We start from the raw sequence: 24,708 nt of genomic DNA on the forward strand, positions 1-24,708 counted from the left end.
TAACTGTCAGCTCTTACAGTGTTTACAAGCTGCCGCCGCGGGCAGCATCAGCGGATCAGGCCCAGCCGCAGCGCCTTGAGCACGGCCTGGTGCTTGTTCGAGCAGCCCAGCTTGTGCATCGCATTGTTGATGTGCAGCACCGCCGTGCGTTCGGTGATGCTGAGGATGGCGCCGACTTCCCAGGCGGTCTTGCCTTCCATCGTCCAGTGCAGGCATTCGAGCTCGCGCGGCGTGAGCCGAGGCGACTCGGTCACCTTCTCCTCCGGCAGCAGGACGCGCAGCGCGGTGTCGACCGCGTGCACCGCGAACAGCTGCAGGTCCGCGACCATGCGCGTGAGCTGGCCCGAATCGCTGGGCAGCGGCTGGTCGCGATCGACGCCCAGCACGAAGTGCCGGCCCTCGGGCAGGTGCAGCGCCAGGCAGATGCCGGTGCTGTAGCCGAATTGCGCCTGCGATTCCCAGATGTCGCTCGCGCCATGGCGGGCGTAGGTCTGGCGATCCCACACGATGGGCATGCTGTTGCGCTTGCAATGCTGCATCACCGGATCGCGGCGGCCGAACTCGGGCGCGTGCATCACCTCCGCGTAGCCCGCGGGGCAGTTGTCGATGGTGATGAACTCGGTCTCGGCCAGCGTGTGGTCGACCACCGTGATGGCCGACACCGTCTGGAAATCGAGCTTTTGCGCGAAGCGGATCACCTCACTGCGGAACTCTTCCCGTGAGCGCGCTTCCAGGACTGATTGATAACCGCCTTGCAGCATGGATCGCTCCGGCCCGTCGGCCGGTCTAGTGAGCCTCTTCCAAGAGGTCTGGGTGGGGGACCTGTCCGGCTGTCCGTGACGCGCCACGCGCCCGTATCGGCCGCATAGGCCACGTGACGCATTCACGCCCCTGACAGGGTTTACAGCTGGCGAGCCGCCCTCATCGTGACCACACTTCTGGTCAAGGGGAGAAGCAGCAATCGCCGATCCGCAGTAGCCAAACCAAACAATTCTGACAATGACACCAGCTTGGATTGTGTACGCGTGGCCACGAATATTGTGTGATGTTCAGCGACTGCCTCGCTTGCAGTTCGCGCATTTGAGCACGCGCGTGTTGGTGGCGGGAGACGAGGATCACCCGGCCATGGGGCAAACCCTGTGGAGCGGGGAATCCGAGTTTGGCGCCGCCGGCGTGGCTTGGGACTGGGTGCGCATGCCTTACGGCATCGTGTCGATGGTCGATCCGATGGCGCTGGTGACCAACCTGCAGTTCCTGAACGGAGAGGGCGAGGTGCTGGCGCCGATCGAATCGGCGATCCAACTCAACGGCATCGTGCACACGCTGCCGTGGCAGGAACAGGTGCAGCTGGCGCTCGCCACGCGGCACTGAAAGCGCCCTCGGGCGCGCGTCCCCACTTCATCGCGCCACCGCCGCGCGCATCGAGCGCGCCACCAGCGCCAGCCCGCCGAGGGTGAGCGCGGCGCCGACGATCACCGTCGGCATCACTTTCGCCAGGGTCAGCGGCTCCCCCTTGAGCACCTGCATCATCAGCAGGTTCTGACCCAGCCCCGGCACCCACAGGTGCCAGGCGGCCTCCCCGCCCGGATTCACGATCGCGACCATCGGCGTCAAGGCCACGGCGGTGATGACCAGCGTGGTGCTGGCCTGGGCCTCCTTGAAGGTCTTGGTGCGGATGGCCAGCGCCATCAGCACCGCCGAGAGTCCCGCGCCGAGCGGGATCTGCAGCAGCAGGAAGCGCAGCGCCTCGGCCCAGCCGAACTGGAAGGCCGCCGCCAGCGCGTCACTGCGCATCAGCCACTGGCCGGGCAGGAAGCTGAGGTTGGAGAGCACCGCCACCAGCAGCCCCGCCATCAGCACCGCGGCCCACTTGCCGGCCACGATGGCCGCATGCGGCGCGGGGTTCACCAGCAGCGGTTCGAGCGAGCCGCGTTCGCGCTCGCCGGCGGTGGTGTCGAGCGCCGCGGTCAGTGCGCCATAGAGCACCGCCATCATGATGAACATCGGCAGCATCTGCGTGAGCCGCGTGGAGCGCGCCTGCATGCTGGCGAGGTCGCGCTCGCGCACGTCCACCGGCCGCAGCTGCTGCGGGCCGAGCCCGCGCATGGCCAGCATCAGCGTGGCGCGCTCGCTGCTGAAGCCCTGCAGCAGGCGGCCGAGCGCGCCCACGCCGGCCTCGGCGCGCTGGTTGACGCTGTCGCTGACGATCTCGACCGAAGCCGGCTCGCCTCCGGCGAGCAGCGTCTCGAAGTCGGCCGGCACGACCAGCACCGGATCGGTCAGCGTGGCGGCGCGCAGCCGCGCCTCGTAGTCGGCGGGCGCGGGCTTGATCGTGTAGGTCTGGCGCTCGATGTAATTGCGCAGCGTGGGCGCGTGCTCGATCCCGGCGACCAGCACCTCGCGCTGCTCGGCGCGTTCCTGCAGCGAAGCCGCCAGTCCCGACATCATCATCAGCATCAGCGGGCCCATCAGCACCGACGGGATCAGCAGCCGCAGCAGCGTGCGCCGGTCGCGCAGCGCGTCGACGATCTCCTTGGCGAAGACGGTTCGGAAGGCTTTGAGGAAGGGGCCGTTCATGCGGACTCCAGGTGCCGCGCGTGGGCGGCTTCGGGGAAGGCGAGGTCGACGAAGGCGTCCTCGAAGCGCTGGCGGCCGGTCTGCGCGAGCAGGCCGTCGACGGTGCCGGTCGCGACCGAGCGCCCGTGCGACATCACCACCACCTGGTCGCAGAGCTGTTCCACCTCCTGCATGATGTGGCTCGAGAAGACGATGCACTTGCCGCCGCCGGCCGGCGAGCGCAGGTGCCGCAGCACCTCGCGCAGCGCGCGCGTGGCGACGACGTCCAGGCCGTTGGTCGGCTCGTCCAGCACGATGTTGGCCGGGTCGTGGACCAGCGCGCGGGCCAGGGCGGTTTTCATGCGCTCGCCCTGGCTGAAGCCGTCGGCGCGGCGGTCGAGGATGGCGCGCATGTCCAGCAGCTCGGCGAGCGCCTCGGCGCGTGCCTGCGCCTGCTCCATCGGCAGGTCCTGCAGGCGGGCGAAGTAGACGATGTTTTCGCGCGCCGTCAGCCGCGGATAAAGGCCGTGGGCGTCGCCGAGTATCCCCATGCGCGCGAGCGCCGCGCGCGGCTGCTTCAGCACGTCCACGCCATCGACATCGATCGTGCCGCGGTCCGGCGGGAACAGCCCCGCGAGCATCCGCAGCGAGGTCGTCTTGCCCGCGCCGTTGGGGCCGAGCAGGCCGGTGATGCGGCCGTTCGGCGCGACCAGGTCCAGTTGCTCGACCGCGACGACGGTGCGCGCGGGCGCCTTCTTCCCGAGCAGCGCGGCCAGCGGGCCGCCCATGCCGCCACGTGTTCCACCACGGGTCCGGAAGGTCTTGTGCAGCGCATGCAGGCGGATCATCGGTCGGACTCCCGGGCGGCGGAGGCGGCGGCCGCGATGGTCGCCGGCGTGGGGGGCAGATAGGCGGGCGGGCGCGGCAGGTCCTTGGCGCAACTGGCGTCGACCTGAAGCGCATCGGCATCGGCGGCGGCGTCGATGAAACGGAACAGCACGTCCCGCATGCAGGGCAGCGCCAGCGCGACGCCATGGCCCGCGGCCGCGACGACGACGTGACGCGCGTTCGCGCCCAGCGCCTGCTGCACGCGCTGCGCATGGCGCTGCGGCGTGGCCGGGTCGCTGCCGCCGCTGGTGAGCAGCACCGGCGACTTCGCTGGAGGGATCGCGTAGAAGGCCGCCGGCACCTCGCCGCGCGGCCAGCCGCTGCAGACGCTGGTGTAGAGATCGCGGTCGAGCGTGCCGAAGTCGGCGCCGGGCGCCTCGGTCGAGGTGGCGATGCGCGGCGCGTCCTCGGCGCAGACCACCGAGAAGTGCATCCCCTCGAAGATCCGCATCGCGCGCGAGCCGCCGCCCAGTTGCCCCGCGAGCCCGCCGAGCGCGTCGAAGCGGCCCAGGGCCGCCTCATGCAGTGCCGCCGGCAGCGCGGCCGCCAGCGGCGGCGAGTACAGCGGCGGCCGCACCAGCCCGAGCAGCGTCTCGCGCGTCAGCGAGACCTCCTCGGGGCGGCCGGTCATCGGATGGGTGAACGACACCTTGCGCGGCAGGCTCTTGACCAGCGACTGCCAGTCGGTCCTCAGCGCCGGATAGCGGGCGTTGCAGTCCGGGGACTTCGCGCAGGATTCGAACACCAGATCGAACGCGCGCTGCGCGTCCTGCGAGAAGCTGACCGGCAGCACCATGTCCGGCGGCGCGACGCCGTCGATGACGGTGCGGCGCACGTGGGCAGGGAATTGGCGCTGATATTCGAGCGCCGCGCGCGTGCCGTAGGACGCGCCGACCAGGTTCCACTGGTCCACGCCCAGCGCCGCGCGCACGGCGTCCATGTCCTGCATCGCGATGGTGGTCGTGAAGAAGCGCAGGTCGCCGTAGGGGAGCCGCTTCAGCGTGTCGCGGCATTGCGCGAGCAGCCGGACCTTGGCGCCCGGCTTGATGAGTTCCTCCAGGCTCCGATCGCTGTTGTCGGGGCAGGACAGCGGCGCCGAGCGGCCGGTGCCGCGCTGGTCGATGAACACGAGGTCGCGGCGGTAGTTCAGCCGCGACAGCCGCGGCAGCACGGAGGCGGTCAGCGCGGTGGCGCTCTGGCCCGGTCCGCCGGCGAGCAGCAGCACCGGATCGGGCAGCTTGTTGCGGGCCAGCGCGGGCACGACCACGTAGCGGATGTCGATCTTCACGCCGTCCGGGCGGGCCGGGTCCAGGGGCCGGCTCAGGCCGCCGCACAGGACCTCGGTCGGTACGCCGTCGACGCGGCAGGGTTGCAGCGCGGACGCCGGGGCCACTGACGGCGCGGCGCCCGCGCTGCCAGCGGCCAGGCCGGCGAACGCCGCCAGCAGGATCAGGGCCGCGGACGGCCGGGATCGGGGGACAGGTGTTGCCCCGGGACTCGTGAACATGTCGCGCTCCTCCTCGTGCCGGCGATTATGGCGACGGGGCGGCGCGCGGCGGGCGTGCCTTCGGTCAGCTGCCGCGCCGTCCGAACATCCCCCAGCCTTCCATGCTCATCACCTGTTCATCGCGCTGGTTGAAGACTTCCCAGGACGAGCGCACCAGCCCCAATTGCGGACGGCTGCGGCTGGCCTTGGTTTCCAGCACGGTCATGCGCACGCGCAGCGTGTCGCCGGGGCGCACCGGCTTGAGCCAGCGCAGGTTGTCGATGCCGGGCGAGCCCTGGCTGGTGGAGTCCAGCAGGTAGGCGTCGCACATCATGCGCATGACCAGCGCGCAGGTCTGCCAGCCGCTGATCGACAGCCCGCCCAGCACCGAGGCGTTGGCGGCCTCCTCGTCCAGGTGCAGCGGCTGCGGGTCATAGGCGGCGGCGAAGGCCAGGCCTTCCTCGCGGTCGACCAGACGGGAGCCGAACTCGCGCACCTGGCCGGGGGCGAAGTCCTCGAAGGCGTAGGTCTTGGCGCCGGGCGCGGCGGGGGCGGGCGTGCTCATCGGGGAACCTCCGTCGGATGAAGATCGGCCGACTGTAGGCGCGCGGCGCGAGCCCGGCTGGCGCGGCGGCGACAGCCCGCCGAATGCTCTGGCCGAATGCCCCTGCCGTTGCACGGTGTACGGCGCGCGCGTATGGTCCCCGCGTCCCGTTCCGGGACCGCTCGTCAAGAGCCGTTCACGCACCCAAGGAGACCCCCCGATGAAGCTCTACTACAGCCCCGGCGCCTGCTCGCTGTCGCCCCACATCGTCCTGCGTGAGGCGGGCCTGGACTTCGAGCCGGTGCTCGCCAACACCAAGACGCACAAGCTGCAGGACGGGACCGACTACTACGGCATCAATCCGAAAGGCTACGTGCCGCTGCTGGAGCTCGACGACGGCCAGCGGCTGAGCGAAGGCCCGGCGATCGTCCAGTACATCGCCGACCAGGTGCCCGGCAAGCAGCTCGCGCCCGCCAACGGGACGATGGCCCGCTACCGCCTGCAGGAGTGGCTCAACTTCCTCACCAGCGAGCTGCACAAGACCTTCAGCCCGCTGTTCAACCCGGCCATCTCGGAAGACGCCAAGGGCGTGTTCCGGAACAAGCTGCATGAGCGCTTCAAGTGGATCGACGCGCAGCTGGAAGGGAAACAGTTCCTGATGGGAGCACAGTTCACGGTGGCCGATGCGTACCTGTTCACCGTCTCGAACTGGGCGCAGCACGTGGGCGTAGATCTGGCGGGGTATGCCAACCTGGTGGCCTATCGCGGACGCGTCGCCGAGCGGCCGGCCGTGCAGGCGGCGATGAAGGCGGAAGGACTGCTCAAGTAACTGGCCAACGTAACTGGCTCGCGGTCCGCGAGAACTCCCTCGCCCCCCGGGAGGGGGGAGAGGGCAGGGGAGAGGGGGCGCTTCGAAGGGCAGCAGCGCTGTGGCACGAGCCCCCTCTCCCCTCCCTCTCCCCGCTGGGGCGAGGGGGTTTACTGCGCCGCCCGGCTCTTTTTACCCCTTGCCCGCTTGCGGGAGGGGTGAGGGCCAGAGGCCGCCGCAGTAAATCAGGCTCAGCCTTTCTTCTTCAGCAGGGACTCGCAAGCGCTCTTGTCGCCGGCGTCCTGTTTGGCGCAGACCCCGTCAAGCTGCGTGCGCAGGCGCGTCAGCGTGGCTTCGTGCTGCCCGCCCGCATTCCAGGCGACGAGCTGCCCGCCCACCTTCTGCAGCGAGCGCGCGCTGCGCTCATAGAACGCGCCCTTGTCCTTCCCCGCCTCGGCCAGCAACTGCGCCGCGGCCTTCTCGATCCGAGCCGAATCCTGCGGCGCCAGTTCCACCAGCGCGCTCAGGTAGTTCGAGCCCCACTGCAAGCGCGTGGCCGGCCCTTCGCTCTTGTTGAAGGCCTCCTCATACCAGCGCAGCGCCTCTTCCTTGCGGCCCTGCTTGCGCGCGTTGCCGCCCAGCTGGCTCATCAGGTAGTACGGGCTGTGGCTCTTGGCGATGCTGGATTTCAACAGCGCGTCGGAGTCGCTCCACAACCCCGCGCGGCCCAGCAGGAACGCCGCCGACGTGATCACCGCCTGGCGTTCATAGCCGTCGGTGATCTCCTTGTCCGCCTTGGCGGCGTGGGCCTTCACCTCGGCCAGCAGCGGCGCCGGCAGCTTCGGCGCGAGCGCGGCCTTGTCCTGGTCCAGCCGCGCCAGTTCCACGCGCGCCAGCAGCGACTGCAGCCGATCCGCCCTTGACAGCGACTCGTCCGCCTCGAAGCGCTTCAGCGCCACGTTGAACTTCGCGACGAGCGCCTGACGCTCCGAGCCAGCCGCCGGCGCCAGCGCGCGCACGATGTCGTCGGCGCTGTTGCTCAGCACGTCCATCTGCGCCCGGGCGGCGCCAGCATCGGCGAGCGTCTTCTCCACGCGGCCGCGCAGCGCCGCGTCGGCCTTCAGCGCCCCGCCGCCCTCGGTCGAGGCCAGCGCCTTCAGCCACAGCCGCGTGGCGGTCTCCTCATCGGTGCCCTGGCTCGCCGCCGCGAGCTTGGCGAGCAGCGCCGGCCGCTGCGCCGCGGGCACGAGCTGCTGCTCATCCGTCTCCCACGAGTAGAACCCCAGCAGCTTCCATTCGCTGGCCGAGAGCTTCTTGTCCGCCTGCGCGTCCGCGAGCACCGTCCTGATCGGACGTCCGCCCGCCAGCCCCAACTGCAGCACGCGCAGCACCTGCGGCGCGTCGACCTCGCCGGGCAGGCGCGTCAGCTCCTGGCCGTCGTTGTTGAACAGGATCATGGTCGGGTAGCCGCGTACCTTGAAGCGCGCACCCAGGCGCTGCGCGCCGGGGTTGTCGCCATCGATGTGCACGGCGACCACCGCGCGCGACTGTTCGATGAAGTCGGCGCGATTGAACAGCGTGGCCTTGAGCTGGTTGCAAGGCGGGCACCACTTGGCGCCCCAGTACAGCAGCACCGGCTTCTTCTCGCCGCGCGCCTGCGTGAACGCGCGCTCGATGTCCGCGTCGCCGGAGGCCTCCTGCCAGGACACCGAGGCCGAGGCGCTGGCGGCCATCGCCGCGGGCGTCAGCATCGGCAGCGCGCCCATCGTGGTCAGCGCGGCGGCAAGCAGGGTCAGGCGGAGGGCCGAGCGCGCGCGGCGCGGCACCGAGGTGTGGAAGGTCATGGCGAAGGTCGCGGCCTCGTGAGCCGGTCGATATCGTGGGAAGGGGCCATTGTGGCGCCGGCGCCAATCCCCCGATATGCGGGGCGCTTCTAAGCTTGCTTGCCGCGCGGGGCGGCGACGCGAAAGGGGAGAGGACCGCCGTCAGGCCTCGCCAAGCAGGTCCTGACCTTCGTCCAGCGGCGGCGGCTCTGGCGTCGCCTTGGCGAGCGCCATCCAGGTGCCGAAGTCGGGCTTCATCGCCCGGCGCGGCGCCGGCCGGCCGAGCTCGAAGCGCAGGCCCGTGCCGCCGCCCACCTCATGCGCGAACAGCACGCCGAAGGCAGGCGGGATCTCCTCGACCGCCGCGATGCCGGCGCGCAGCACGTACCAGCATTGGCCGCCGAGCGCGAGGTAGGCCTGCGATTTCGCCGGCCGGCGCAGCTCCGACAGCAGATCGGCGCGGCTGACCTTGATCTCGTGCACCGCCGGCTCGAGGTAGTCTTCGACGGTGGTGTTGCGCACCGAGTAGACATCGGGCATCGCATTCACCCAGCGCAGGCGGCCGGGCTCGTCCTCGCGCGGCAGCCCCGCGCGCAGCGAGAGTCCTCGCCAGACCACGCGGCCGGCGCGCTGCAGCTCGACCGCCATGCGGGCCACGAGGTCCTCATGGCGATCGCGCGCGGCGCGGTTCTTGCGCAGCCCGAGATGCAGCACCTCGATGCCGCCCGCGGTCAGGCGCAGCGTCTCGCGCCCGTGTGGATCCTGTTGCCGCTCCAGCCAGCCCAGCGCCAGCAGCTCCACCTCCAGCATGTCCTGACAGGGCCAGCCGGCCGAACGCCACAGCTGGCGCAGGCGGCGGATCTGGATCACGGTGGGGCGGGGCGGCGGCGCGGACATGCGGCGATGTTGCCGCAGCCCGGCGTCCCGCCGCGTCAGCAGGGCCGGGCCGGCCGGCGAAAAAAAGGCCACGCCTCGGGAGAGGACGTGGCCAACAGGGAGCTGGTATCGCCGGACCGCGGTCATGCCGGCCGCCGCGCGGGATGCGCGTTCAGTGGTCCGGCGCCGGGGCGTGTTCCCCGGCGGGGGGCGGCTCGACGATCAGCGCTCGCGGCGCAGCGAGCCCACCATCGCGGTGTTGTCGCCCATCACGAACACGGTGTAGACATAGCCCGCCTGGATCTGCAGCGCGCTCAGGCTGTAGACCGGCGTCGTCGACGCGGGCGAGGTGACCGTCAGCAGCGAGGAGGTCGAGGCCGGCGTCGTCTGCGGCGTCGACGAGGTGCCCGCCACCACGTTCGAGGCCAGCGCGCTGTAGTCCACGTTCAGCGTCAGTCCGGTGGAGGCGCTCGCCACGCCGTTGACCAGCCGGATCTTGGCGGTTGTCGTGGGACTGGTGGGCAAGCGGTTGTCGTCGGTGAGTACCGCCAGCTGCGGATTGTCCGGCGTGCCCCAGACCATCAGCGTGTAGTCGCTGCCCGCGGCCAGCGCCGGATTGGCGAAGGACATCAGCTGGCCGTTGACGTAGACCGACAGGCTGGCCGTGCCGGACGCGACCGTCGTGTAGTCGCCGATGGTCGGCGCCACCGACGTGGGCAGCAGCGTGGTCTGGCCGATCGAGCCCGACACCAGCGCGCCGCCGCCGACCGCCGCCACCAGGCGGGCACGGGAGGTCGAGTTCGGGAAGTTGGTCGTCGCGCCCTGCTGGATCAGCTGGATGCCGTTGACCAGCACCCCGCCGCCGCTGCCGGTGAGCACCAGCGTCGAGACGCCGGCATCGGGCAGCGTGATGCTGGGGATGTCCAGGCGCAGGTCGCTCTTGGCGCCGGCGGCGGTCATGCGCACGCGGAACGAGCCGCTGTTGAGCGTCACGTAGCCGCTGCCCGAGCCGGCCGCGATGCTGCTGGCGACCGCGGTCGAGCTGTCCAGCGTGTCGTTCGCGCCGGTGACGTAGACATCCATCGCGCCGGCATCCGGCGCCAGGTTCAGCACCAGCAGCTTGGTCTTGCCGGCGGCCGGCGCGGCCTGGTCTTCCTGCAGCAGCGTCGTCTGCACCGAGCCCGCCGAGCCGTAGGCGATCAGCGTGTAGTGCGAGCCCTCGGCCAGCGTGGGCGTCGACGACGACAGCGTGCTGCCGACGCTGTTGCTCTGCACCTCGGTGCCGGTGGCGTCGGTCTTCACATCGGCATAACTGCCCACGGACGCGTAGGCGACGGCGGAATTCACCGTCGTGCTGTCCACCGACATGTCCAGCGCGGAATATCCGATGCTGGCGTTGAGCAGGCGCATCTGCGCGGTCTTGCTGCTGCTGCCGCCGCCGCAGGCGGTCAGCAGGGCCATGGTGGCCAGGCTCAGGCCCCAGGCCCAGGTCTTGAATCGCATCGTCCGACACTCCGATTGAGAATGCGGCGATTGAACGGGTCTCGTGTTGCTGCGGCTTGTGGCCCCTTGGCGGCTTTGTGAACTTCCATATCAAGGCCGACACAGAGTTGCCACCACGCTTGCGGGTGCCGCCTGCCCGCCACCTGCCGGCCTGGGCTGCGCCCTCTAATCGCGCGCGGGCGCCGGCGCTAGCATCCGCGCGATGAACGCCTACCCGCAGTTGCTCTCGCCCCTGGACCTGGGCTTCACCACCCTCAAGAACCGCGTGCTCATGGGCAGCATGCACACCGGGCTGGAGGACTCGCGCCAGCACGTCGGCCGTCTGGCCGAGTACTTCGCCGAGCGCGCCCGCGGCCAGGTCGGGCTGATCGTCACCGGCGGCTACGCGCCCAACATCGCCGGCTGGGCCAAGCCCTTCGCCGGCACGCTGATGACCGGCGGCGCCGCGCGGCGCCATCAGCCCATCACCCGCGCCGTGCATGCCGAGGGCGGCAAGATCGCGCTGCAGATCCTGCACACCGGCCGCTATGGCTACCACCCGTTCAACGTCGCGCCGTCAGCGCTGAAGTCGCCGATCTCGCCCTTCACGCCACATGCGCTGAGCGCGCGCGGCGTCGAGCGCCAGATCCGCGCCTTCGTCCGCTGCGCCGTGCTGGCGCGTGAAGCGGGCTACGACGGCGTGGAGGTGATGGGCTCGGAGGGCTACTTCATCAACCAGTTCCTGGTCGCCGCGACCAACCGGCGCGATGACGCCTGGGGCGGCGATTTCGCGCGCCGCATGCGGCTGCCGGTCGAGATCCTGACCCGCATGCGGGAGGCCGTCGGGCCGGACTTCATCATCATCTACCGTCTGTCGATGCTGGACCTCGTGCCCGAGGGCGGCAATTGGGACGAGGTGCTGCAGCTGGCGCGCGCCGTCGCGAAGGCCGGCGCGACGATCATCAACACCGGCATCGGCTGGCATGAGGCCCGCATCCCCACGATCGCCACCAGCGTGCCGCGCGCCGGCTTCGCCTGGGTGACGAAGAAGCTGCGCGAGCAATTGCGGGCCGAGGGCATCGCCACGCCGCTGATCACCAGCAATCGCATCAACACGCCGGAGGTGGCCGAGTCGGTGCTGGCCGACGGCTCGGCCGACATGGTCTCGATGGCGCGCCCGCTGCTCGCCGATCCGGCCTTCGTGCGCAAGGCCGCCGAGGGCCGCGCCGACGAGATCAACACCTGCATCGCCTGCAACCAGGCCTGCCTCGATCACGTGTTCAAGCAGGAGGTGGCGTCCTGTCTCGTGAATCCGCGCGCCGCCCATGAGACGCTGCTGCGCATCGTCCCGGTCGCGCCGGAGCTCCCGCGCAAGCGGGTCGCCGTCGTCGGTGCAGGGCCTGCGGGCCTGGCCGCGGCGACGACGCTCGCCGAGCGGGGGCACGCCGTCACGCTGTTCGACGCCGCCACGGAGATCGGCGGCCAGTTCAACCTGGCCAAGCGCATTCCCGGCAAGGAGGAGTTCCACGAGACGCTGCGCTACTTCAAGCGCCGGCTGGAATTGCTCGGCGTGGTGCCGCAGCTGGGCCGGCGCGTCGGCGCCCAGGACCTGATGGACTTCGACGAGGTGCTGCTCGCCACCGGCGTCGCGCCACGCGACCCGCGCATCCCCGGCCAGGCCGAAGGCATCGCGCGGGGCCAGGTCTTGAGCTACCTCGAGGTGCTGCGCGGCGAGAAGCCGGTGGGCCGCCGCATCGCGGTGGTCGGCGCGGGCGGCATCGGCTTCGATGTCTCGGAGTTCCTGCTGGAGCAGGGCCACTCGCTCGCGCTGGACCCGCCCGCCTGGCGCAGGCACTGGGGCGTCGGCGATCCGGCGGACACGCGTGGCGGCCTGACGCGCCCGCAGCCGGCACCGCCCCAGCGCGAGATCACGCTGCTGCAGCGCCGCGCCGGCAAGCTGGGCGCGGGACTGGGCAAGACGACCGGCTGGATCCACCGCGCCGCGCTGAAGACGCACGGTGTACGGATGATCGGTGGCGTCCAGTACGAGCGCATCGATGCGCAGGGCCTGTGGATCAGCCATGGCCAGGAGCGCGCCGAACCCGAGCTCATCGCGTGCGACACCATCGTGCTGTGCGCGGGACAGGAACCGCTGCGCGAGCTCGAGGCGCCGCTGCGCGCGGCGGGCCGGCCGGTGCATCTGATCGGCGGTTCCCTCGAGGCGAAAGAATTGGACGCAAAGCGTGCAATCCTGCAGGGAACGCGGTTGGCGGCCTCGCTGTAAACCCTAGCGGTCTCTTCAGACCGGCATCGATACTCCGAAGGTCGAGCGAGAGGGAACGCCCGCCATCCGCGGGCGGCCGACGTGGGGCCCGCCGGGGCTCTCCCAAAACAAGAGAGAAGCTTGGGCCAGCCATGCGTCTTCGCCTGAACCGTCGTTGGGGATGCCTTGCCGTGTCCGCGTCGCTGCCTGCGTGCCTGAGCACGCCGGCGCGGGCGGACGCGTCCGCGTCCATCGCGGCGTCGGCGGCCTCCTCGATCTCTCAAGCGCGGGTGCATCTGCCGGCCTGGATCGACTCCAGTTCCACCGTGTTCTGGCTCGGCGCGGCCTGTGTCGTGGGCGGGCTCGCGCTGGGCGTGATGGTCAGCCTGTTCGTGCAGCAGCGCGGCCGCCTGGCGAGCCGCCGCGAGGAACTCAAGCGCGTGCGCCGCGAGCGCGCCCGCCTCAGCGCGCTGCTGAACGCGATTCCCGATCCGATGTATTTCAAGGACGCCCAGGGCGCCTATGAAGGCTGCAATCCCGCCTTCGAGCGCGCGGTCGGCCTGACCGAGCAGGAACTGATCGGCCGCCGCGACGCCGACCTGCCCAATCCCCCCGGATGGGTGGACACCCAGTCCGACGGCCACAGCCTGACCTGGCGCGACGGCCGCGACGGCGCGGCGCGCTGCCTGGACGTGCTCAGCGCCCGCGTCATCGACGACGGCCAGTACCTCGGCCAGGTCGCCATCGCGCGCGACATCACCCAGCTGCAGCAGGCCACCGACGCCGCCCGCCGCGCCGCCACCGTGTACGAGCACTGCGGCGAGGGCATCATGGTCATCGACCACCAGCTGCGCATCGTCGACGTCAATCCGGCGCTGGTGGCGATGGTCGGTCATGACCGGCAGACGCTGCTGGGCAAGCGCCCGCTGCTGCTGCGCGAGACCGAGCAGGACCCCGAGAAGCTGCGCCAGCTGTGGGCCGACATCGACGCCCGCGGCAAGTGGTGCGGCGAGGTCACCGAGCGCCACAAGAACGGCGAATCGATCCCGATGTGGGCCACCTTCGTGAAGGTGCCGTCCCCGTCGGGCGATCCGGCGCAGGTGCAGTACCTGAGCGTGCTGACCGACATCTCCCGCATCAAGCAGACCGAGGCCGAGCTGCTGCACCAGTCGCTGCACGACCGCCTGACCGGACTGCCGAACGCGGCGCTGCTGCGTGACCGCATCTCGCGCCAGATCGGCAACGCCCAGCGCGAGCACACCTGCGTGGCGGTGCTGTACATCGACCTGGACGGCTTCCGCGACGTCAACGACATCGCCGGCCACAGCGCGGGCGACCAGGTGCTGCTGACGGCCGCGGCGCGCTTCGCCAACGTGACGCGGCTGAGCGACTCAGTGGCGCGCGTCGGCGCCGACGAGTTCGTCGTCGTGCTGTCGGGCCTGGTGGACGAAGAGACCGCGATGCGGCTGGGCGACCGGCTGATCCAGGCGATGGACGAGCCGGTCGTGATCGACCATCACCGCTTCAACGTCGGCGCGAGCATCGGCCTGGCGCTGTTCCCGGCCGACGGCACCCACGTCGACGAGTTGCTGCGCAATGCCGAGGTGGCGATGGTGCGCGCCAAGCTGCATGCGCGCGGCTCGGTCCAGGCCTACCGGCCCGAACTGACGCAGGCGGTGCAGCAGCGCTTCGAGCTGACGCACGCGCTGCGCCAGGCCAACGAGGCGGCGCAGTTCCGCCTCGAGTACCAGCCGCAGGTGCGCCTGAGCGATGGCCAGTTGATCGGCGCCGAGGCGCTGCTGCGCTGGCGCCATCCGACACGGGGGCCGATTTCGCCGGCCGACTTCATTCCGCTCGCGGAAGAGACCGGCCTGATCGTTCCCATCGGCCGCTGGGTGCTGGAGCAGGCCTGCGCGCAAGTGGCACGCTGGCAGGGCCAGGAGGGCAAGCCGCAGCAGATCGCCGTCAACGTCTCGGCGCGCCAATTGCGCCAGCCTGACTTCGTCGAGACGCTGGACCTCATCCTGGCCGAGACCGGCTGCCCGCCCAGCGCGCTGGAGCTGGAAGTCACCGAGAGCCTGCTGCTCGAGGACGCCGAGCAGGCGATCAGCCTGCTCACCCGCATCTGCGACCGCGGCGTGCGTGTCGCGATCGACGATTTCGGGACGGGCTACTCGTCGCTGGCCTACCTCAAGCGGATGCCGGTGAGCACGCTGAAGATCGATCGCAGCTTCGTCAACGAGCTCAGCAGCGATGCCAACGTGGCCGCGATCGCGCGCACGGTGATCGTGCTGGCGCGCAGCCTCAACCTGGACGTGCTCGCCGAAGGCGTCGAGACGCTGGAGCAGGCCGAGTGGCTGCGCCGCGAGGGCTGCGACTGGGCCCAGGGCTGGTACTACGGCCGCCCGATGCCGGCGGAGGACTTCGTCGTCACGCCGCCGCCCGAGCCGTTGCGCCGCCCGCCCACCAAGCGTCTGCAGCTCGCCTGAGCGGGAGCCGGGCGAGCCCGCGCCGGCCTTGAAGGCTGCGGCGGTGGCAGCAGGCGTTCACGCATCGCGGTCGCCATTCGTGCGCCGCCGCGGCGCGCTCGGCGGAGCGGCGTCGCCGGACCACAGCCGCCATTCCTTGGCGCTGATCTCGCGCACTTCCAATCCGCGCCGCAGGATGTAGCTGGAGTCATGCCAGCTTTCCACCGGGCCGGTGGCCGCGCGCCTGGGCGCCGGCTCGGCGCCGAAGCTGGAATCGCCGAAGGTACTGCCGCTGTCCGCGTAATGGCTCTCGCCGTGGGTGAAGCGGCTGTCGCCGTAGTGGCTGGGATACAGGCTGTCGAAGCCGCTGCCGGCCGCGAGCGGCCTGGACGCGGCGCGCGGAGCAGAGGACGAGGAGGACCGGTACTTCATCTCGGGGTCTCCGGGATTTCAGGGAGGAGGCACTCCATGGTGATCCTGTCGCAGCCTGTACGTCAGCCCGCAGATGGAGGGGCCGACGGGGGAGGACATCTCCCCCTTGAATCCGCTTGCGCCGCGTGGCGGTGTGTGGAAGTCACACCGGCGCCGGGCCCGCGCGCCCCTGCGGGCTCACAGCGGCAGCGCCGTCGTGTTCTTGACCTCCTCCATGACCGCGTAGGTCCGCGTCTCGCGCACGCCGGGCAGCGTCCAGATCACCGCGCCGATGAACTCCCGGTACGCCGTCATGTCTGACACCCGCGTCTTGAGCAGGTAGTCGAAGCCGCCGGCCACCAGGTGGCACTCGAGGATCTCCGGCCGCGCCTGCACCGCGGCGCGGAAGTTGTCCATGACGTCGTGGACCGTGCGGTCCAGCAGGATCTCGATGAACACCAGCATCTGCGCGCCGAGCTTGGCCGGGTTCAGACGCGCCTCGTAGCCGAGGATGAAGCCGTCGCGCGTGAGCCGCCGCACCCGCTCCAGCACGGCGGTGGCGGACATCTGCACCTCCTCGGCCAGCTTCAGGTTGCTGATGCGCCCGTCCTGCTGCAAAAGCGCCAGGATGCGCCGATCGATCTTGTCCAGGTCCTCAAGGCTGCTCATGCTGGATTCCGTGCGGTTGATGATCAAAAGATTGGAGATTAATTCGGAGCGTTCCTTCCTACACTCCCGATATTCGCTAGGGGAGCGCCCCTCGCACGAACATCCGAGGATTCCATGACCGCCTTCATCCTTCCCCCGGAACGCTCCCGCCTGCCGGATCCGTATCGCGAGGAGCTGCCGCTGGTGCGCGCGCTCGCCGAGGAACTGAAATCGCTGAACTGGGCGGCGGTGCTCGACCAGGCGCGCCCGTGGGTGCAGCAGGTGCGCGCGAATCCGGCGCCGTTCTGGGCGATGGAGTCGCTGCTGCGCGAATACCCGATCACCAGCGCCGAGGGCCTGGCCCTGATGCGCCTGGCCGAGGCGCTGCTGCGTGTGCCTGACGCCGAGACCGCCATCGCGTTGACCGCCGACCAGCTCGGCCGCGCCGATTTCGACGGCGCGTCGGAGGGACCGCACAAGATGCTGGCGGGGCTGGCGGCGAGCGCGATCTCGCTGTCCAAGAAGTTCCTGCCGGATGCGGAGTCCGAGTCCGGCGTGATGAAGCGCCTGGGCGCGCAGACGGTCGTGGCCGCGACGGTGCGCGCGATCCAGCTGCTGGGCCGCCAGTTCGTGCTGGGCCGCAACATCCAGGAAGCGATGAAGGAGGCCGACGCCGCCCGCAAGGCGCAGGCGCAGCTGCGTTTCTCCTACGACATGCTGGGCGAGGGCGCCCGCACCGAGAAGGACGCCGAGCGCTATCAGGCCTCTTATCTGAACGCGATCGCCGCCATCGCCGCGGGCCGCAAGGCCGAGTCGCCGGAAGGCAGCGATGGCATTTCGATCAAGCTCTCGGCGCTGTTCTCGCGCTATGAGGTGCTGCAGCGCGAGCGCGTCTACGCCGAGCTGCTGCCGCGCGTGTGGCAACTGGTGGAGAAGGCCGCGCAGGCCAACATCAACCTGACCATCGACGCCGAGGAGGTCGACCGCCTCGAGCTCTCGCTCGAGCTGCTGGACGCGCTGGCGGCGCGCATCGCCAAGCACTTCCCGCAATGGCGCGGTTTCGGGCTGGCGGTGCAGGCCTACCAGACGCGGGCTCGTGACGTCGTGGAAGCGGTCGCCGCGATCGCCCGGCAGCACGGCCTGCGATTCATGGTGCGCCTGGTCAAGGGCGCCTACTGGGACGGCGAGATCAAGCGCGCGCAGGAGCAGGGCCTCCCGTGCTATCCGGTCTACACGCACAAGCCGCACACCGACGTCTCCTACCTGGCCTGCGCCCAGGCGCTGCTGAAGCACCACGACGTCATCTACCCGCAGTTCGCGAGTCACAACGCCGGCACCATCGCCGCCATCCTGTCGATGGCGCGGGCGCTGGGCGCGAAGTTCGAGATGCAGCGCCTGCATGGCATGGGCGAGGGCGTCTATCGCGAGGTGCTCAAGGACGGCGCCATTCCGTGCCGTGTCTACGCGCCGGTCGGCGAGCACCGCGACCTGCTGGCCTATCTGGTCCGCCGTCTGCTGGAGAACGGCGCCAACTCGTCCTTCGTCCACCAGCTGGCCGACCCGTCGGTCGCGCCGGAGGAACTGCTGGGCTCGCCGCTGACGCAGATCCAGACGGCAGCCGCGCTGCCGCTGCCGCTGGACCTTTACCGCGACGCGGCCGGGCGCGGCCGCGACAACTCGTCGGGCCTGGACCTGGCCGTGCCGGAGCAGCGCCAGCCGCTGCTGGACGCGCTGGCGCAGTGCACGGTTCCGGTGATGACCGAGGCCACGACCGAGCAGGTCGATGCCGCGATGGCCCGCCTGCAAGGCGGCTTCGCCGGCTGGAACGCGACGCCGGTGGCCCAGCGGGCGGCCGTGCTGCGCCGTGCCGCCGACACGCTGCAGGCGCAACTGCCGCAGTACTGCGCGCTGCTGGTCAAGGAGGCCTACAAGAGCTTCGGCGACGCGATCAGCGAGGTCCGCGAGGCCATCGACTTCATGCGCTACTACGCCGATGAGGCCGAGCGCCTGGCGGCCGACGGCGTCGCGCTGAACGGCCGCGGCGTGTTCGTCTGCATCTCGCCGTGGAACTTCCCGCTGGCGATCTTCGCCGGTCAGGTGGTGGCGGCGCTGGCCGCCGGCAACGCGGTCGCGGCCAAGCCGGCCGAGCAGACCCCCGCGGTCGCGGCCGAGTGCGTGAAGCTGCTGCATGCGGCCGGCGTGCCCGAGGACGCGGTGCAACTGCTGCACGGCCGCGGCGAAACGGTCGGCGCGCGCCTGGTCGCCGCGCCGCAGACGGCGGGCGTGTGCTTCACCGGCTCGACGCAGGTGGCGCAGATCATCAACCGTCAGCTGGCCGCGAAGCCGGGCGCCGCGGCGCTGCCGCTGATCGCCGAGACCGGCGGCCTGAACGCGATGATCGTGGACTCGACGGCGCTGCCGGAGCAGGTCATCGACGCGGTGGTGCAGTCGGCCTTCCGCAGCGCGGGGCAGCGTTGCTCGGCATTGCGCCTGCTGGCGGTGCATGAGGCGGTGGCCGATGGCGTCATCGAGATGCTGCGCGGCGCGGTCAAGGAACTGCGCGTGGGCGACAGCGCCGACCTGTCCACCGATGTCGGCCCGCTGATCGATGACGAGGCCTTCGACGGCGTGTCGCGCGAAGTGCAGCGGCTCAAGCGCGAGGCGACGCTGATCGCCGAGGCCGTGCCGGCCGACGGCTGCCCGCGGCTGCTGCCGCCGGTGGCGGTGGAGCTGCCGACGATCGCGTCGCTGAAGAAGGAGATCTTCGGCCCGGTGCTGCACGTGGTGCGCTGGCGCGGCGACGTCGACGGCGTCGTGCGCGAGATCAACGCGCTGGGCTACGGCCTGACGCTGGGCATCCAGACCCGCATCGATAGCCGCGCGCTGCGGCTGGCGTCGGAAGCCCGCATCGGCAACGTCTACGTGAACCGAAACATCATCGGCGCGGTGGTGGGCGTGCAGCCGTTCGGCGGCGAGGGCATGTCCGGCACCGGTCCGAAGGCGGGCGGTCCGCACTACCTGCTGCGCTTCGTCGCGCAGCCCCGGGTCGAAGCGACCGGCGAGGTGCCGGCGCTGGCGACGACCGGCGCGGGCGCGGACCTGTCGCCGCTGTTCAGCGCGCATGAGGGCTGGGCGCAGCGCCCGGTGGACGAGCGCGCGACGGCGCTGGAACGCTCGGCCGCCGGCCAGGCGCCTGGGGTTGCTGGCGCGTGGCGGACGCTGGCCGCGGCGGCGCGGCGCGTGCTGCTCGACGTGAGCCTGCCGGGCCCGACCGGCGAGAGCAACGAGCTGCGCCTGCATGGCCGCGGTGTCATCGCGGTGCTGGCGCAGGGCGCGTCGCTCGATGAGCTGGCGCGCGCGCTGGGCGCCGCGCTGGTGGCGGGTAACGCGGTCGCGATCGTCGGCGGCGGTGACGCGGCACAGGAGCTGCGCACCGCGCTGATGCGCGGCGGCGTGACGGCGGCGGCGATGCAACTGCTGCCGGCGGATCAGCTCGGCGCCGTGCTGCGCGCGGCGAAGCTGGCCGGCGTGATCGCCCCGTCAGCGCTGCAACTGCCGGTGCAGCGCGAGCTGGCCGGCCGCGATGGCGCCATCCTGCCGGTCGTGCCGATGGTGGAGCTGGCCGACGCGCGTCAGCTCTACCGCCTGGTCGCCGAGCAGACGCTGACGATCAACACGGCGGCCGCGGGCGGGAACGCCGCGCTGCTGGCGGGCGTGCACTGATCCGGCAGGCCGGGTCGCGCGAGACCCGGCCCTCGAGCCGCCACCAGCCGGTGCGCGGCACGATCCACACCTCGCCGGCGCGAAAGCGCCGCGGCTGCGGCCAGCAGCGGTCCGCCCAAAGGCGCGGGGCGTCCTCGACATCGATGACGCCGGCATGGACGTGCACCACGGTGCCGCGGGCGAGCTTCAGCATCGACGACTGGCCGGCGGCCAAGGTGTGCTCGACCTGCGCTGGCACCGGCTGGAGCACGCGGGCGCGGGAGGTCTGCCAGGGCCAGGGGATCGGCAGCGATCTCAGGACAGCGGAGAGGAGCATGGCGGTGTCGCCCGGGAGGGCGCCTCGATGGGATGCCATCCAGTGTTCCGATCCGGGCGCCGGCCCGACAGGCACAGCGGACCGATTTGTTCTGCGGAACAGCGATCGGCGGCCCGCTGTTCCGTATCGACAGCCGCCCGGCTGTTCCGGTGCCGCGCGGGGATGGGGGCGCAGAATCGCCCGCATGGACACGACCGCGTCTTCCATTGCCTCGCCCGCTGCCGCTGTGGCCGCGCCTGCCGCCATCGGCGCCGATCCGCTGTACATGCAGGTCGCGGCGCATTACCGCCGGGCCATCGCGGCGGGAACGATGCCGCCGGGCAGCCGGATGCCGTCGGTGCGGACCTTGATGGGGCTGCATCGCGTCAGCCTCAGCACCGCGCTGCAGGCCTGCCGGCTGCTGGAGAGCCAGGGCCTGCTGCAGGCCCGTCAGCGCGCTGGCTACTTCGTTCGCGCGGCGCGCCCGTCGCGGCTGGCCCGGGCCGCGGAGCCGCGCCAGATGCAGGCCGATCCGGCGCGCTTCGTCGGCGTGCATGAGCGCATCTCGGAGATCCTCACGCGCGGCATCGCGGCCAAGGCGGAAGTGAACCTCTCCGGCGCCTGCGCGCATCCATCGCTGTATCCGACGCGCGCGCTGGCGCTGCATGGTCAGCGGCTGCTGCGCCGCCGCCCCGAGATCCTCGGCACCCAGCCCGATCCGCAGGGGCTGCTCGCGCTGCGACAGGGCCTGTCGCGGCTGGCGCTGAACGCGCAGATCCAGCTCGATCCGTCGCAGCTCGTCATCACGCACGGCTGCACCGAGGCGCTGGGGATCGCGCTGCGCGCGGTGACCCAGCCTGGCGACGCGGTGGCGGTCGAGTCGCCGACGTACTACGGGCTGCTGCAGCTGCTGGAGAGCCTCAACCTGCGCGCGCTGGAGATCCCGACCAGTCCGCACACCGGTCTGTCGGTGGAGGCGCTCGAGGCGGCCGCGGCGCGCGAGCCGCGGCTCAAAGCGGTGGTGGTCGTGCCCAACCTGCAGAACCCGCTGGGCGCGGTGATGCCGGACCCGGCCAAGCAGGCGCTGCTGGCCGTCTGCGAGCACCGCGACCTCGCGCTCATCGAGGACGACACCTACGCGCTGCTGTGCGACACGCCGCAGCGCGCGATCAAGTCCTGGGACACGACGGGGCGGGTGATCTTCTGCTCGTCGCTGCACAAGACGCTGGCGCCCGGCATGCGGGTGGGATGGATCGCGGCGGGGCGCTGGCAGCCGCGGGTGGAGATCCTCAAGTACGCGCAGAGCCGGCCCAACGAGATGCTGGGACAGGCGATCCTGGCGGAGTTCCTCGCCGGCGGGCAGATCGAGCGGCATCTGCGCACGCTGCGCGGCAAGCTCGCGACGCAGCGCGAGCAGATGGCCGCGGCGCTGTCCGATGAGCTGCCGGCCGGCACGCGGCTCAGCCTGCCGCCCGGCGGGCCCAGCCTGTGGGTGGAGCTGCCGCAGGGGCTGTCCTCGCTGACGCTGTTCGATGCGGCGCTGGAGAAGGGCGTGCGGCTCGGGCCGGGGCTGATGTACTCGAACTCGGACCGCTTCGACAACTTCATCCGCATCAACGCCGGCAATCCGATGGACGAGGCGCAGCGGCGCGCCATCGCGACGCTGGGCGAGCTGTGCGCGTCGATGCTGCGCGCGCGCTGATCGCCGCCGGGCCAGGGCTACACTGCCGGCCCATGAGTTCCTGCATCGCATTCATCGGCGGCGGCAACATGGCCAGCGCCATCATCGGCGGACTGCGCCGGGCCGGTCATCCGGCCGGGGACCTGCTGGTGGTCGAGCCCTTCGAGGCCCAGCGCGCGCGCCTGGCCGCCGAATTCGGACTCCAGCCGCTGGCCGCGGCCGACGCGTCGTTGACGCGCGCCCACGCGGTGGTCTGGGCGGTCAAGCCGCAGCTCTTCCAGGAAGCCGCCGCGCCCGTCGCGGCGCACGTGGGTGGCGCGCTGCAGCTCTCCGTGATGGCGGGCCTGCGCGGCGACGCGATCGCGCGCGCGACCGGCGCCGCGCGCGTCGTGCGCGGCATGCCCAACACGCCGGCGCTGATCGGACAAGGCATCACCGGTCTGCACGCGAGCGCCGCCGTCACCGCGGACGACCGCGCGCTGGTCGAGCAGCTGCTGCAGCCCACCGGCCGCACCGTGTGGGTCGACACCGAAGGCGACCTCGACACCGTCACCGCGCTGTCGGGCTCGGGCCCGGCGTACTTCTTCTTCCTCGTGGAGCACATGGTCGCCGCCGCGCGGGCGCTGGGCCTGGACGAGGCCAAGGCGCGCGAGCTCGCGCTGGCCACTTGCGGCGGCGCGGCAGCGCTGGCGCTGCAATCGGGCGAATCGCCGTCCGCGCTGCGCGAGAAGGTCACTTCCAAGGGCGGCACGACGCACGCCGCGATCACCAGCCTGCAGGGCGACGGCGTCGGCGAGGCGATCGAGCGCGCCGTCAAGGCCGCGCATCGCCGCGCCGGCGAGCTGGGCGACGAGTTCGGCCGGGCCTGAGCCGCCGGCCGCCCCGCTGATCACCGCATTCGAACCGACACCAGACCGATGGGCATCGCCGACCGCTGGGGCCTGCGCGCGTGGCTGCGCGCGCCGGGTTCGTTGAGCAAGCGTCTGGCCGCGACGGGTCTGCGCTTCCAGGTGCAGGTGCTGCGCCAGACCGCGGCGCCGCTGCGGCCGCAGGAGCGCGCCGCGCTCGGCCTGCCGCGCCGCGGATTGACCGTGGTGCGCGAGGTGCTGCTGTACGTCGACGGCCGTCCGCTGGTGTGGGCGCGCTCGGCGGTGCATGGCCATTCGCTCGCGGGGCCGTGGAAGGCGCTGAAGGGCTTGGGCAGCCGTCCACTGGGCCACCTGCTGTACGACGATCCCCGCATCCATCGCAGCGAGCTGCAGCCGCGCCGCGTCACGCGCCATGGCGCGACGCACCGGCAGATGCAGCGGCAATGGCTGGCCGCGACCGGCAACGAAGCGCCGCCCGGCATGCAGTGGTCGCGCAATTCCGTCTTCACCCGGCACGGCCGGCAACTGCGGGTGATGGAGATGTTCGTGCCCGATGTCGCGCGCCGCGATCCCGGGCCGTTGCGGCGCAAGTCGCGGCCACGGCGCTGAGCGCGGCGGCGCGTTCCCGGCGCATTCCCGGCGTGTCATGCCGGCGCGCCTTCCGGAGTTCCCCATGTCCGATCCGAGTTCTTCCCCCGCCGATCCGCAGCCGTCCTTCGCGGCGCGGCTGATGGCGGGCTCGCGGCGCTGGTTGCAGGCCCTGCGGCCGGCGCCGATGCGTGTCGACGCGCGCGAGCGCCTGCGCGTGGTGGCTGGCGCGATCGCGGGCGTGCTGCTGACGGCCGTGCTCACGGCGCTGCTCGCGCACCAAGGGACCAGCCTGCCGTGGCTGGTCGCGCCGGTGGGCGCGAGCGCGGTGCTGGTGTTCGGCGTGCCGGCGAGTCCGCTCGCGCAGCCCTGGGCGGTGGTGATGGGCAACACGGCCTCGGCGCTGGTGGGCATCGCGAGCGTGCATCTCTTTGGCAGCGAGCCGCAACTGGCCGCGGCCATCGCCGTCGGTGGCGCGATCGGCGCGATGTTCCTGCTGCGTTGCCTGCATCCGCCCGGCGGCGCGGCGGCGCTGCTGATGGTGCTGACCGGTGTGCACGACTGGCGCTTCGCGCTCGACCCGGTGATGCTGAATTCGACGCTGCTGGTGGCGGCGGGCATGGTCTACAACGGCGTCACCGGCCGGCGCTATCCGCACCCGCAGGGGGCCGCGACGGCTCCCGCCGCGGGTGTCGCGACGCGCGAGGCGACGGCTTTCAGCAGCGCGGATCTGGAGACGGTGCTGGCGCACTACAACCAGGTGCTGGACATTCCGCGGGACGACCTGCAGGCGATCGTCGACGAGGCCGGCCTGCTGGCCGCGCGGCGGCGCATGACGACGTTGCGCTGCGAGGACGTGATGTCGCGCGACGTGAAGGTCGCCGAGTGGGGCACGCCCTTGCAGGAAGCCTGGTCGGTGCTGCGGGAGCAGCACATCAAGGCGCTGCCGGTGGTGGACCGGGCGCGGCGGGTGATCGGGATCGTGACGCTGGCGGACTTCATGCGTGGGGCGGCGCTGGATCTGCACGATGACTGGCCGTCGCGCCTGCGGCGGCTGATCCTGCCCACGACGACGACGCACAGCGACAAGCCGGAGGTGGTCGGGCAGATCATGAGCCGGCAGGTGCGGGTGGCCAGCGCGGACCGGCCGCTGGCGGACCTGGTGCCGATGTTCGCGGCGACCGGGCACCACCACATCCCGATCGTCGGCGCCGAGGCCCGGCTGGTGGGGATCCTCACCCAGTCGGATCTGGTGGCGGCGCTGGCGAAGGTGGATGGGCTCTAAGCCGGCGTTCAGGC

Annotated in this window: 19 protein-coding genes and 1 pseudogene; 9 read left to right on the forward strand and 11 right to left on the reverse strand. The window is 71.3% G+C overall.

What is annotated here, in order from left to right:
- Positions 1–47: 47 nt before the first annotated feature.
- Positions 48–761, reverse strand: a complete 714-nt coding sequence (locus tag ABDW61_RS00885; RefSeq protein WP_099860351.1) for an autoinducer binding domain-containing protein — start codon at positions 759–761, stop codon at positions 48–50.
- A gap of 364 nt (positions 762–1,125) precedes the next feature.
- Between ABDW61_RS00885 and ABDW61_RS00890 the strand changes: the two genes are divergently transcribed.
- Positions 1,126–1,371: a hypothetical protein gene (locus tag ABDW61_RS00890; RefSeq protein ID WP_091729590.1), complete on the forward strand. Its 246-nt coding sequence runs from the start codon at positions 1,126–1,128 to the stop codon at positions 1,369–1,371.
- A gap of 27 nt (positions 1,372–1,398) precedes the next feature.
- Here ABDW61_RS00890 and ABDW61_RS00895 read toward each other — a convergent pair whose 3' ends face one another.
- The 4 genes from ABDW61_RS00895 to ABDW61_RS00910 form a co-directional block, all read right to left on the reverse strand.
- Entirely contained in the window at positions 1,399–2,577 is a 1,179-nt protein-coding gene (locus ABDW61_RS00895; RefSeq protein WP_343635251.1) for an ABC transporter permease subunit, read from the reverse strand.
- Entirely contained in the window at positions 2,574–3,404 is an 831-nt protein-coding gene (locus ABDW61_RS00900; RefSeq protein ID WP_343635253.1) for an ATP-binding cassette domain-containing protein, read from the reverse strand. The genes ABDW61_RS00895 and ABDW61_RS00900 overlap by 4 nt, the downstream gene beginning before the upstream one ends.
- A complete protein-coding gene (locus tag ABDW61_RS00905) occupies positions 3,401–4,951 on the reverse strand; it encodes an alpha/beta hydrolase (RefSeq protein ID WP_343635255.1) in 1,551 nt (516 codons plus the stop codon). The genes ABDW61_RS00900 and ABDW61_RS00905 overlap by 4 nt, the downstream gene beginning before the upstream one ends.
- A 64-nt stretch (positions 4,952–5,015) precedes the next feature.
- Positions 5,016–5,495, reverse strand: a complete 480-nt coding sequence (locus tag ABDW61_RS00910; protein ID WP_343635257.1) for a MaoC family dehydratase — start codon at positions 5,493–5,495, stop codon at positions 5,016–5,018.
- Positions 5,496–5,694: 199 nt separating this feature from the next.
- On the opposite strand from ABDW61_RS00910, the gene gstA reads away from it, so the two are divergent.
- Positions 5,695–6,303, forward strand: a complete 609-nt coding sequence (gstA, locus tag ABDW61_RS00915) for a glutathione transferase GstA (protein WP_343635259.1) — start codon at positions 5,695–5,697, stop codon at positions 6,301–6,303.
- A 230-nt stretch (positions 6,304–6,533) separates the two neighbouring features.
- Here the strand turns inward: gstA and ABDW61_RS00920 are convergent, their stop codons facing one another.
- The 3 genes from ABDW61_RS00920 to ABDW61_RS00930 form a co-directional block, all read right to left on the reverse strand.
- A complete protein-coding gene (locus tag ABDW61_RS00920; protein WP_343635261.1) occupies positions 6,534–8,126 on the reverse strand; it encodes a thioredoxin fold domain-containing protein in 1,593 nt (530 codons plus the stop codon).
- 141 nt (positions 8,127–8,267) lie between these two features.
- Positions 8,268–9,002 carry a hypothetical protein gene (locus ABDW61_RS00925; RefSeq protein WP_343635263.1) on the reverse strand — a complete coding sequence of 245 codons (735 nt, stop codon included), beginning with the start codon at positions 9,000–9,002 and terminating at the stop codon, positions 8,268–8,270.
- A gap of 201 nt (positions 9,003–9,203) precedes the next feature.
- Entirely contained in the window at positions 9,204–10,484 is a 1,281-nt protein-coding gene (locus tag ABDW61_RS00930) for a DUF4397 domain-containing protein (protein ID WP_343635265.1), read from the reverse strand.
- Between the two features lie 202 nt (positions 10,485–10,686).
- Here ABDW61_RS00930 and ABDW61_RS00935 point away from each other — a divergent pair, with 202 nt between their 5' ends.
- Complete coding sequence (locus ABDW61_RS00935) at positions 10,687–12,747, forward strand: NADPH-dependent 2,4-dienoyl-CoA reductase (protein WP_343635267.1); 2,061 nt, start codon at positions 10,687–10,689, stop codon at positions 12,745–12,747.
- 170 nt (positions 12,748–12,917) lie between these two features.
- Positions 12,918–15,215, forward strand: coding sequence for an EAL domain-containing protein (locus ABDW61_RS00940; RefSeq protein WP_343635269.1), 2,298 nt, complete (start codon positions 12,918–12,920; stop codon positions 15,213–15,215).
- Between the two features lie 57 nt (positions 15,216–15,272).
- Here the strand turns inward: ABDW61_RS00940 and ABDW61_RS00945 are convergent, their stop codons facing one another.
- Entirely contained in the window at positions 15,273–15,626 is a 354-nt protein-coding gene (locus ABDW61_RS00945) for a hypothetical protein (protein ID WP_343635271.1), read from the reverse strand.
- A gap of 177 nt (positions 15,627–15,803) precedes the next feature.
- The gene (locus tag ABDW61_RS00950; protein WP_343635273.1) at positions 15,804–16,274 is read right to left on the reverse strand and encodes an Lrp/AsnC ligand binding domain-containing protein; all 471 of its coding nucleotides are present in this window, start codon (positions 16,272–16,274) and stop codon (positions 15,804–15,806) included.
- A 114-nt stretch (positions 16,275–16,388) separates the two neighbouring features.
- On the opposite strand from ABDW61_RS00950, the pseudogene ABDW61_RS00955 reads away from it, so the two are divergent.
- Positions 16,389–19,292, forward strand: a pseudogene (locus ABDW61_RS00955) (L-glutamate gamma-semialdehyde dehydrogenase); the annotation flags it as partial.
- Between the two features lie 631 nt (positions 19,293–19,923).
- On the opposite strand, the gene ABDW61_RS00960 reads toward ABDW61_RS00955, so the two are convergent.
- On the reverse strand, positions 19,924–20,292 hold the full coding sequence (locus ABDW61_RS00960; RefSeq protein ID WP_343635275.1) for a hypothetical protein: 369 nt from the start codon (positions 20,290–20,292) through the stop codon (positions 19,924–19,926).
- Positions 20,293–20,476: 184 nt separating this feature from the next.
- Here ABDW61_RS00960 and ABDW61_RS00965 point away from each other — a divergent pair, with 184 nt between their 5' ends.
- The 4 genes from ABDW61_RS00965 (at position 20,477) to ABDW61_RS00980 (ending at position 24,694) form a co-directional block, all read left to right on the forward strand.
- Positions 20,477–21,973, forward strand: coding sequence for a PLP-dependent aminotransferase family protein (locus ABDW61_RS00965; RefSeq protein ID WP_343635277.1), 1,497 nt, complete (start codon positions 20,477–20,479; stop codon positions 21,971–21,973).
- 32 nt (positions 21,974–22,005) lie between these two features.
- Positions 22,006–22,821, forward strand: a complete 816-nt coding sequence (gene proC, locus ABDW61_RS00970) for a pyrroline-5-carboxylate reductase (protein WP_343635279.1) — start codon at positions 22,006–22,008, stop codon at positions 22,819–22,821.
- A gap of 48 nt (positions 22,822–22,869) precedes the next feature.
- Positions 22,870–23,430, forward strand: a complete 561-nt coding sequence (locus ABDW61_RS00975) for a chorismate lyase (RefSeq protein ID WP_343635281.1) — start codon at positions 22,870–22,872, stop codon at positions 23,428–23,430.
- A gap of 121 nt (positions 23,431–23,551) precedes the next feature.
- On the forward strand, positions 23,552–24,694 hold the full coding sequence (locus ABDW61_RS00980) for an HPP family protein (RefSeq protein WP_343635965.1): 1,143 nt from the start codon (positions 23,552–23,554) through the stop codon (positions 24,692–24,694).
- The last annotated feature ends 14 nt before the right edge of the window (positions 24,695–24,708 follow it).

This window comes from Roseateles sp. (assembly GCF_039595595.1).
Classification (GTDB): Bacteria; Pseudomonadota; Gammaproteobacteria; order Burkholderiales; family Burkholderiaceae_C; genus Roseateles.